General features: G+C 64.4%; 8 protein-coding genes. 3 read left to right on the forward strand and 5 right to left on the reverse strand.

All coding sequences use genetic code 11. The annotated features are described in order from the left end of the window. Nucleotides 1–99: 99 nt before the first annotated feature. Both ACQ4N9_RS25940 and rlmF read left to right on the forward strand, forming a co-directional pair. Nucleotides 100–2,946 carry a valine--tRNA ligase gene (locus ACQ4N9_RS25940; RefSeq protein ID WP_316906546.1) on the forward strand — a complete coding sequence of 949 codons (2,847 nt, stop codon included), beginning with the start codon at nucleotides 100–102 and terminating at the stop codon, nucleotides 2,944–2,946. A 115-nt stretch (nucleotides 2,947–3,061) separates the two neighbouring features. After that, nucleotides 3,062–4,000 (forward strand): 23S rRNA (adenine(1618)-N(6))-methyltransferase RlmF, encoded by a 939-nt coding sequence (gene rlmF / locus ACQ4N9_RS25945; RefSeq protein WP_390968357.1) that lies wholly within the window; start codon nucleotides 3,062–3,064, stop codon nucleotides 3,998–4,000. Between the two features lie 159 nt (nucleotides 4,001–4,159). Here rlmF and ACQ4N9_RS25950 read toward each other — a convergent pair whose 3' ends face one another. Further along, nucleotides 4,160–4,441, reverse strand: coding sequence for an HU family DNA-binding protein (locus ACQ4N9_RS25950; RefSeq protein ID WP_110993227.1), 282 nt, complete (start codon nucleotides 4,439–4,441; stop codon nucleotides 4,160–4,162). 391 nt (nucleotides 4,442–4,832) lie between these two features. Between ACQ4N9_RS25950 and yejK the strand changes: the two genes are divergently transcribed. Further along, nucleotides 4,833–5,840 carry a nucleoid-associated protein YejK gene (yejK, locus tag ACQ4N9_RS25955; RefSeq protein ID WP_125465327.1) on the forward strand — a complete coding sequence of 336 codons (1,008 nt, stop codon included), beginning with the start codon at nucleotides 4,833–4,835 and terminating at the stop codon, nucleotides 5,838–5,840. A gap of 104 nt (nucleotides 5,841–5,944) precedes the next feature. Here yejK and ACQ4N9_RS25960 read toward each other — a convergent pair whose 3' ends face one another. From ACQ4N9_RS25960 to ACQ4N9_RS25975, 4 genes are all read right to left on the reverse strand, one after another. Next, nucleotides 5,945–6,238: a GIY-YIG nuclease family protein gene (locus ACQ4N9_RS25960; RefSeq protein ID WP_390968359.1), complete on the reverse strand. Its 294-nt coding sequence runs from the start codon at nucleotides 6,236–6,238 to the stop codon at nucleotides 5,945–5,947. A 43-nt stretch (nucleotides 6,239–6,281) separates the two neighbouring features. Beyond that, nucleotides 6,282–6,752 (reverse strand): nuclear transport factor 2 family protein, encoded by a 471-nt coding sequence (locus tag ACQ4N9_RS25965; protein ID WP_390968361.1) that lies wholly within the window; start codon nucleotides 6,750–6,752, stop codon nucleotides 6,282–6,284. Between the two features lie 100 nt (nucleotides 6,753–6,852). Next, on the reverse strand, nucleotides 6,853–8,133 hold the full coding sequence (locus tag ACQ4N9_RS25970) for a CynX/NimT family MFS transporter (protein WP_390968363.1): 1,281 nt from the start codon (nucleotides 8,131–8,133) through the stop codon (nucleotides 6,853–6,855). 13 nt (nucleotides 8,134–8,146) lie between these two features. Further along, on the reverse strand, nucleotides 8,147–8,794 hold the full coding sequence (locus ACQ4N9_RS25975) for a FadR/GntR family transcriptional regulator (RefSeq protein ID WP_390968365.1): 648 nt from the start codon (nucleotides 8,792–8,794) through the stop codon (nucleotides 8,147–8,149). Nucleotides 8,795–8,962 lie beyond the last annotated feature (168 nt).

Genomic DNA, 8,962 nt, shown 5'->3' on the forward strand with positions numbered 1-8,962 from the left:
GCCTCACTCGGTGCAATGTCACTACACCGTGTCCCCTGCCGTCTCGCCGTTGTATACTTCCCGGCTTTCCTGAACAAATGCCATAGGGTCCCGCCGCGCATGGACAAGACCTACCAGCCGCACGCCATCGAAACTTCCTGGTACAACACCTGGGAGTCCGAGAACTATTTCGCCCCACAAGGTGCAGGCGAGTCCTACACCATCATGATCCCGCCGCCGAACGTCACCGGCAGCCTGCACATGGGTCATGGCTTCAACAACGCGATCATGGACGCCCTGATCCGCTTCCGCCGCATGCAGGGCCGCGACACCCTGTGGCAGCCAGGCACCGACCACGCCGGTATCGCCACCCAGATGCTCGTTGAGCGCCAGCTGGAAGCCAAAGGCCAGAACCGCCACGACCTGGGCCGCGACAAGTTCCTGGAGAAGGTCTGGGAGTGGAAGGATCAGTCCGGTGGCAACATCAGCCGCCAGATCCGCCGCCTGGGCTCTTCGGTGGACTGGAGCCGCGAGCGCTTCACCATGGACGACGGCCTGTCGGACGCGGTCAAGGAAGCCTTCGTACGCCTGCATGAAGACGGCCTGATCTACCGCGGCAAGCGCCTGGTCAACTGGGACACCAAGCTGCACACGGCGATCTCCGACCTCGAAGTGGAAAACCACGACGAGAAGGGCCACCTGTGGAACCTGCGCTACCCGCTGGCCGACGGCGCCAAGACCGCCGAAGGCAAGGACTACCTGGTGGTCGCCACCACCCGTCCGGAAACCCTGCTGGGTGACGCCGCCGTGGCCGTCAACCCGAACGACGAGCGCTACCAGGCGCTGATCGGCAAGTTCGTCAAGCTGCCGCTGGTCGGCCGCCTGATCCCGATCATCGCCGACGACTACTGCGACCCCGAATTCGGCACCGGCTGCGTGAAGATCACCCCGGCCCACGACTTCAACGACTATGAAGTCGGCAAGCGCCACAACCTGCCGCTGCTGAACATCTTCGACAAGAACGCGATGGTGCTGGCCAGTGCCCAGGCGTTCAACCTCGACGGCAGCGTCAACGAGCAGATCGATACCAGCCTGCCCGCGCAGTACGCCACCCTCGACCGCTTTGTCGCGCGCAAACAGATCGTTGCCGACCTCGACGCCCAGGGCCTGCTGGTCAGCATCGACGATCACGCCCTGAAAGTACCGAAGGGCGACCGTTCCGGCACCGTCATCGAGCCGTGGCTGACCGACCAGTGGTACGTGTCTACCAAGCCGCTGGCCGAACCGGCCATTGCTGCCGTGGAAGACGGCCGTATCCAGTTCGTTCCGAAACAGTACGAGAACATGTACTTCTCCTGGATGCGTGACATCCAGGACTGGTGCATCAGCCGCCAGCTGTGGTGGGGCCACCGCATCCCGGCCTGGTACGACGAGGCCGGCCAGGTCTATGTCGGCCGCGACGAGGCCGAAGTGCGCGCCAAGCACAACCTGGGCAGCGACGTGAAACTGCGCCAGGACGACGACGTGCTCGACACCTGGTTCAGCTCGGGCCTGTGGACCTTCTCCACCCTGGGCTGGCCGGAACAGACCGAGTTCCTCAAGAAGTTCCACTCCACCGACGTGCTGGTCACCGGCTTCGACATCATTTTCTTCTGGGTCGCCCGGATGATCATGCTGACCATGCACCTGATCAAGAACGACGACGGCACCCCGCAGGTCCCGTTCAAGACCGTGTACGTGCACGGCCTGGTGCGTGATGGCCAGGGCCAGAAGATGTCCAAGTCCAAGGGCAACGTGCTTGACCCGCTGGACATCGTCGACGGCATCACCCTCGACGCCCTGCTGGAAAAACGCACCAGCGGCATGATGCAGCCCAAGCTGGCCGAGAAGATCGCCAAGCAGACCAAGGCCGAGTTCCCCGAAGGTATCGCCAGCTACGGCACCGACGCCCTGCGCTTCACCTTCTGCTCGCTGGCCTCCACCGGCCGTGACATCAAGTTCGACATGGGCCGTGTCGAGGGCTACCGCAACTTCTGCAACAAGATCTGGAACGCCGCCCGCTACGTGCTGGACAAGGGCGAGGACTGCGGCCAGAACGGCGAGGCCTACGAGCTGTCGCTGGCCGACCGCTGGATCATCTCGCAGCTGCAGCGCACCGAAGCCGAAGTGACCCGCCAGCTCGAGCAGTTCCGCTTCGACCTGGCCAGCCAGGCGCTGTACGAGTTCATCTGGAACCAGTACTGCGACTGGTACCTGGAGCTGTCCAAGCCGGTGCTGTGGGACGAGAACGCCCCGGTCGAGCGCGCCCGTGGCACCCGTCGCACTCTGGTGCGCGTGCTGGAAGTGGCGCTGCGCCTGGCCCACCCGTTCATGCCGTTCATCACCGAAGAAATCTGGCAGCGCATCGCGCCGCTGGCTGGCATCGACGGCAAGACCATCATGCTGCAGCCGTGGCCTGAAGCGAACGAGAGCCGCATCGACGCTGCCGCCGAAGGCGACATCGAATGGCTCAAGGAGCTGATGGTCGGCCTGCGCAACATCCGCGCCGAGATGAACATCGGCCCGGGCAAGCCGCTGCCGCTGTTCCTGAAGAACGCCAACGCCGACGACCAGCGCCGCCTGCAGGAAAACGAAGCCCTGCTGAAGAAACTGGCCAAGGTCGAGTCGTTCACCGTGCTGGGCGAACAGGACGAAGCACCGCTGTCGGCCACCGCGCTAGTGGGTGACCTGCAAGTGCTGGTACCGATGGCCGGCCTGATCGACAAGGACGCTGAGCTTGCACGCCTGAACAAGGAAATCCAGCGCCTGCAGGGCGAAGTCCAGCGCGTGGGCGGCAAGCTGTCCAACGCCGCCTTCGTCGACAAGGCCCCGCCTGCCGTGATCGAGAAAGAGCGCGCCAAGCTGGCCGAGTCGGAGCAGGCCCTGGCCAACTTCACCGAGCAGCATGCGCGGATCGCTGCGCTGTAATATTCAGTGAAGCCTTTGGGGCTGCCTTGCAGCCCATCGCCGGCAAGCCGGCTCCCACAGGATGCGCTGTACCTGTGGGAGCCGGCTTGCCGGCGATGCTTTTCAGGACACCACGATGACCCAGAAACCCACCCTGCACCCCCGCAACCGCCACCAGGGCCGCTACGACTTCCCGGCACTGATCAAGGCCCACCCGGACCTCGCCCGCTTCACCATCACCAACCCCTACGGCAAACCCAGCATCGACTTCGCCAACCCCGAAGCCGTGCGGGTGTTCAACCGTGCGCTGCTCAAGGCCCAGTACGGCATCCAGCACTGGGACATCCCGGCCGATTACCTGTGCCCGCCGATCCCGGGCCGCGCCGACTACATCCATGTGGCCGCCGACCTGCTGGCCGCGGACAACGCCGGCGAGGTGCCACGCGGCGCCCAGGTGCGCGTGCTGGACATCGGCGTGGGTGCCAACTGCATCTACCCACTGCTCGGCCACAGCGACTACCGCTGGCGCTTCACCGGCTCCGACATCGACCCGATGGCCCTGGCCTCGGCCAAGGCCATCGTCCAGGCCAACCAGCTGGACAAGGCCATCGGCCTGCGCCTGCAAGCCGAGCGCAAGCACATCCTCAGCGGCTTGTTGCAGGAGGGCGAGCGCTTCGACCTGACCCTGTGCAACCCGCCCTTCCATGCCTCGCGCGAAGAAGCCACCCGTGGCAGCCAGCGCAAATGGAAGAACCTCGGCAAGCAGGACCCCAAGCGCAAGCTGCCGGTGCTGAACTTTGGCGGGCAGAACAACGAACTGTGGTGCGAAGGCGGCGAGATCCGTTTCGTCAGCCAACTGATCGATGAAAGCGTGCAGTACGCAGCGCAGGTACTGTGGTTCACCAGCCTGGTGTCCAAGGCCAGCAACCTGCCGGGCATCGAGGCGGCGCTGAAGAAGGCCGGGGTGAAGGCCTTACATATTGTCGAGATGGGCCAGGGGCAGAAGCAGAGCCGCATGGTCGCCTGGAGCTTCCATGACGACGAGGCGCGCAAGGGCTGGCTGGCCAAGCGCTGATCTTTCTGTGGCAGCCGGCTTGCCGGCGATCCAGGCGACACGATGGAGGGCACCGGCATTGCCGGTGATCGCCGGCAAGCCGGCTCCCACAGGGCAACCACAAGCACAAAAAAACCGCGCCCGGGCAAGCCGGGCGCGGTCTCGTCAACGCGGCAACAATTACTTGTTGATGGCGTCGTTCAGCGACTTGGCCGGAACGAACTTGACGACTTTCTTGGCAGCGATTTCGATGGCAGCGCCAGTCGAAGGGTTGCGGCCGGTACGGGCAGGACGCTCGGAGACTTTCAGCTTGCCGATGCCTGGCAGGGTGATTTCGGCGCCGTTTTCCAGTTGGTCAGCGACGATCTGGCCCAGTTGCTCCAGGGCGTTGCGCGCGGTGGTTTTTGGCGCGTCGATGGCTTCAGCGATATCGGCAATCAGTTGGTCTTTGGTCAGTGCCATGGTGGTGTTCCTTCCCTATCAAATCAGAGGTTGTGCAGCGTGCTTGGTCGGTGGTCGGGCCAGCCCGGGACAATCCAGAGGCCGCGTCGATCGCGTATGTAGATGCGCAAATCGGCGTTTGGTTCGACACCCCGCCAGCACGCTGCCAGCAATGCGCCACTCAAGGGGCGCAAGACCGCGCAAAGCTACCACAGGAATCGATAAATATCCGCTGTCGACACTGATTTTGTGCAGGTTTTTCGGGGGTTTAAGGAAAAAACGCACAAAAATGAACAAAAAACGAACAACCGCCATTTCCGCCAACATCTGGCCACTGCATCGCCCCCACCCTGAGGTAAACTGAGCGACTTTGCAGCGCGGCCTCGCCCCCGCTTACATCACAGAGAATTCCATGCCAATCCGTCATTGCATCGTTCACCTGATCGACAAGAAGCCCGATGGCAGCCCCGCTGTACTGCATGCGCGCGACAGCGAACTGGCGGCCTCCGATGCCATCGAAAACCTGCTGGCCGACCTCAACGACAGCTACAACGCCAAGCAAGGCAAAGCCTGGGGCCTGTTCCATGGCGAGTCCGGGGCCTACCCGTTCAGCGGCTGGCTCAAGCAGTACCTGGAACAGGAAAAGGACTTCACCAGCTTCAGCCGCGTCGCCGTCGAGCACCTGCAGAAGCTGATGGAAGAATCCAACCTGTCCACCGGCGGCCATGTCCTGTTCGCCCACTATCAGCAGGGCATGACCGAGTACCTGGCGATCGCCCTGCTGCACCACAGCGAAGGCGTGGCGGTGAACGCCGAACTCGACGTGACGCCATCGCGCCACCTCGACCTGGGCCAGCTGCATCTGGCCGCGCGGGTCAACCTGTCCGAGTGGAAGAACAACCAGAACTCCAAGCAGTACATCTCGTTCATCAAGGGCAAGAACGGCAAGAAAGTCTCGGATTACTTCCGTGACTTCATCGGCTGCCAGGAAGGCGTGGACGGCCCGGGCGAAACCCGCACCCTGCTCAAGGCCTTCAGCGACTTCGTCGAGAAGGAAGACCTGCCAGAAGAGTCCGCCCGGGAAAAGACCCAGACCCTGGTCGACTACGCCACCTCGCAGACCAAGATGGGCGAGCCGATGGGCCTCGAAGAGCTGTCCAGCCTGATCGACGAGGACCGCCCACAGGCCTTCTTCGATCACATCCGCAACAGTGACTACGGCCTGTCGCCGGAAATCCCCGCCGATAAACGCACGCTCAATCAGTTCCGTCGTTTCACCGGGCGGGCCGAAGGGCTTTCGATCAGCTTCGAGTCGCACCTGCTGGGTTCGAAGATCGAGTATGACGAGGAAGCGGGGACGCTGGTGATCAAGGGGCTGCCGACGCAGTTGGTCGATCAGCTCAAGCGGCGCAAGGATTGAGGCGACCGGCCTGGCGCTGTGGGAGCGGGTTTACCCGCGAAGCAGGCAACACAGTAGATGGCACCGGCTATGCCGGTGTTCGCGGGTAAACCCGCTCCCACAAATCAGTGCGCTGAGGTTTCGCACCAGGAGGCAACAAGCGCCTCCTTGGCCTTCTTGCGCAGCTTCTTCACCAGGCGCTCCTGGCGCAGCGCTTCGCCTTTGTCCGGCCACTGCTCCACGTACACCAGCGCCTGCGCCGGGCTGGTCTTGAAGTAGCGTGCGCCCTGCCCCTTCTGGTGCTTGATGAAGCGCCGCTGCGGATCATCACTGATGCCGCAGTACAGCGAACCATTGGCGGCCCGCACCAGGTAGACGTACCAGGGTTTGCACTCGACGGTGGAAGGTGTCTCGCTCACGGCTCGATTCGATACAGCTGAAGATGGCCGCCAGCTTACCCCCTCAGCGCCCCTGCTGGAACGCCCGCAGCCCTTTGAAGGCTTGCTGGCGAACCTTGTTCTGCAGCACCGGCGACCAGCCCAGCAACACCCCCGGCATGCCCAACGCCTGGCGCGACCAGCGCCACAGGTCAAAGCTGTCGTCGTGCTGGCAGATCAGCCCGTCACGGATTACGAAACGCGCCTGGATATCGTTGACCACCACCCGCCCGGTCTGGCTGAACAGGTAGGTCGCCACCCAGTGGGCGCCACCGCCACGCTCATCGCTGCGAACGTTGTCGAAGGTCAGGGTGAAGTCCTTGGCGCGGCGGGTGAGCATACGCCACATATCGCCGGCATCCTGGCCGCGCAGGGTGCCGAACACCGGGTCGCTGAAGGCGATGTCGTCGCTGTAGCAGGCCACCATGGCCTCGGCATCCAGGCGCTGGAAGGCCTGGTAGAAACGGGTGATCAGGGCGCTGTTGGCATCGCTCATGGGGTGGTCCTGCGAAGATACGGAACCCGCACGATACTGCCTGGCTAGCAGCAGTACCATGCCCATTCGCGCCGTGAATGATGATCGCGGGCGGCGTGCTCTACACCCGCTCGCTGCTGACCTGCACATGCAGGGCCCGCCCGGCGCCCAGCCCGAACGCGATAGCCCCTATCCCCAGCACTGCGAAGATCCAGCCCAGGGCATCCCAGCCCCCGGTCAGGTCATGCACTAGGCCGACGGCGAAGGGCCCGGTGGACGCCAGGGTGTACCCCACCCCTTGGGCCATGCTCGACAGGTTGGCAGCCACGTGCGCATCTTTCGAGCGCAACACGATCAGGGTCAAGGCCAGGGCAAAGGTACCGCCCTGCCCCAGCCCCAGCAGCACCGCCCAGCCCCACAGCCCGTCAATGGGCGCGTAGAGGCAGCCGAACAGACCGGCCAGGGTTACCAACATCACCACCACGATAGCCAGCCGCTGGTCCTTGCCACGGGTCGCCAGCCACGGCGCGCTCAGTGAGCTGATCAGTTGCACCAGCACCGAACCCGACAGCACCAGGCCTGCCTCGGTCGGGCTCAGGCCCCGACCCACCAGGATCGAAGGCAGCCAGCCGAAGACGATATAGGCCAGCGACGACTGCAAGCCCATGTACAGCGTCACCTGCCAGGCCAGTGGATCACGCCACAGCCCGCGCACCCGATACGCCACCTTGTGCAGGCCATGGCCCTGGCGTGCCTGGGGCAGCCATACCAGCATCGCCAGCAACGCCGGCAGCATCCAGAAGCCCAGGCCCAGCGCCCAGCTGTCATCGAAGTGCTGGCTCAGCGGCACGGTTGCGCCGGCGGCCAGCGCCGCCCCGAGGCACAAGGCCATGGTGTAGACCCCGGTCAGGGTGCCGGCGTGTTGTGGGAAGTCGCGCTTGACGATACCCGGCAGCAGCACACCGATGATGCCGATGCTCGCCCCCGCCATCAGGCTGCCAAGGAACACCCCCGTCACGCCCAGTGCGCTGCGCACCAGGATGCCCAGGGCCAGGGTGAGGAGGATCCCGAGGATCACCCGCTCGCTGCCGAAGCGCCGTGCCAGGATCGGCGCCAGCGGTGCGAACAGCCCCAGGCAGAGCACTGGCAAGGTGGTCAGCAAGCCCGCCTGCGAGGCGCTGAGGTCCAGGCTTTGCGAGACCTGGCCCAGTGCCGGCGCCATGCTCGACAGGGCCGGGCGCAGGTTCAGTGCCACCAGCACCAGGCCCAGCAACAGCAGCCAGGGCCGGCGCAACAGCACCGGCTGTTGCTGCACTTGCTCGTCGTCAGCCTCGGCGTCGATCAGCAGTTCGTCGAGCTCCGCTTCGCGGGGAGTCGTGTCGCGGGTCATAGGTTCGGCCATGGCCGTCTCCCGTTCAGGATTCGATAAGGGTTCGGCTCAGGCGCTTGGCCAGTTCCGGGTCGCGTTGTGCGACGGCGTCGAGAATCTGCTCATGCAGGTCGAACACCGCCTGGCAACGGGGGACGGTGGTCATGTTGTGCTGCAGGGCGGCGGCCGCTACGCCGGAGAAGTAGCGGTAGAGTTCGCTGAGCGCCGGGTTGTGGGCGGCATCCACCAGGCGCTGATGGAAATTGATGTCGCATTCGACGTAGGCGTCCACGTCACCCTGGAAGTGCGCCGCGCTGTGCTGCAGGGCTTGGCGCAGTTCGCGCAGGTCCTGTTCGGTTCGGCGCAGTGCCGCCAGGCCGATGGCTTCGGCTTCGAGGATATGGCGGGTTTCGCGGGCGTGCTCGACGGTGCAACGGGCCATGGCCTGCACGGCTTGCAGGGGGTCCTGGGCGGTGCGCAGGTAGCTGCCGTCGCCCTGGCGGATCTCGACCAGGCCGCTGAAGGCCAGGACGCGCATGGCTTCGCGCACGGTGTTGCGGCTGATGCCGAGGTCGCTGGCAAGTTCGGGTTCGGTGGGCAGGCGCTGGCCGATCGACCAGGTGCCTTGGGCGATGCGGTCGCGGAGCTGGTCGACGGCTTGCTCGACCAGGGAGCGTTTGATCAGGAGGGTCACCTGGGTACGTCCAGTCATCGGATGAATTTTGGGGTGGTGGGACGATAGCGGGTTGGGGTGGGGGTGGCAAGGTTTGGGTTCGGGTTCGGGTTCGGGTTCGGGTTCGGGTTCGGGTTCGGGTTCGGGTTCGGGGTGTTGGTTTTTGTAGATGTATGCGCATTCAGCGGT

The organism is Pseudomonas sp. ES1, from assembly GCF_050586605.1.
Lineage (GTDB): Bacteria > Pseudomonadota > Gammaproteobacteria > Pseudomonadales > Pseudomonadaceae > Aquipseudomonas > Aquipseudomonas sichuanensis.

Excerpts from the sequence above, each read along its gene's own strand:
- ACQ4N9_RS25940 (WP_316906546.1), top strand. The coding sequence starts at position 100 with ATGGACAAGACCTACCAGCCGCACGCCATCGAAACTTCCTGGTACAAC.
- yejK (WP_125465327.1), top strand. The coding sequence starts at position 4,833 with ATGCCAATCCGTCATTGCATCGTTCACCTGATCGACAAGAAGCCCGAT.
- ACQ4N9_RS25970 (WP_390968363.1), bottom strand. The coding sequence starts at position 8,133 with ATGGCCGAACCTATGACCCGCGACACGACTCCCCGCGAAGCGGAGCTC.
- ACQ4N9_RS25950 (WP_110993227.1), bottom strand. The coding sequence starts at position 4,441 with ATGGCACTGACCAAAGACCAACTGATTGCCGATATCGCTGAAGCCATC.
- rlmF (WP_390968357.1), top strand. The coding sequence starts at position 3,062 with ATGACCCAGAAACCCACCCTGCACCCCCGCAACCGCCACCAGGGCCGC.
- ACQ4N9_RS25965 (WP_390968361.1), bottom strand. The coding sequence starts at position 6,752 with ATGAGCGATGCCAACAGCGCCCTGATCACCCGTTTCTACCAGGCCTTC.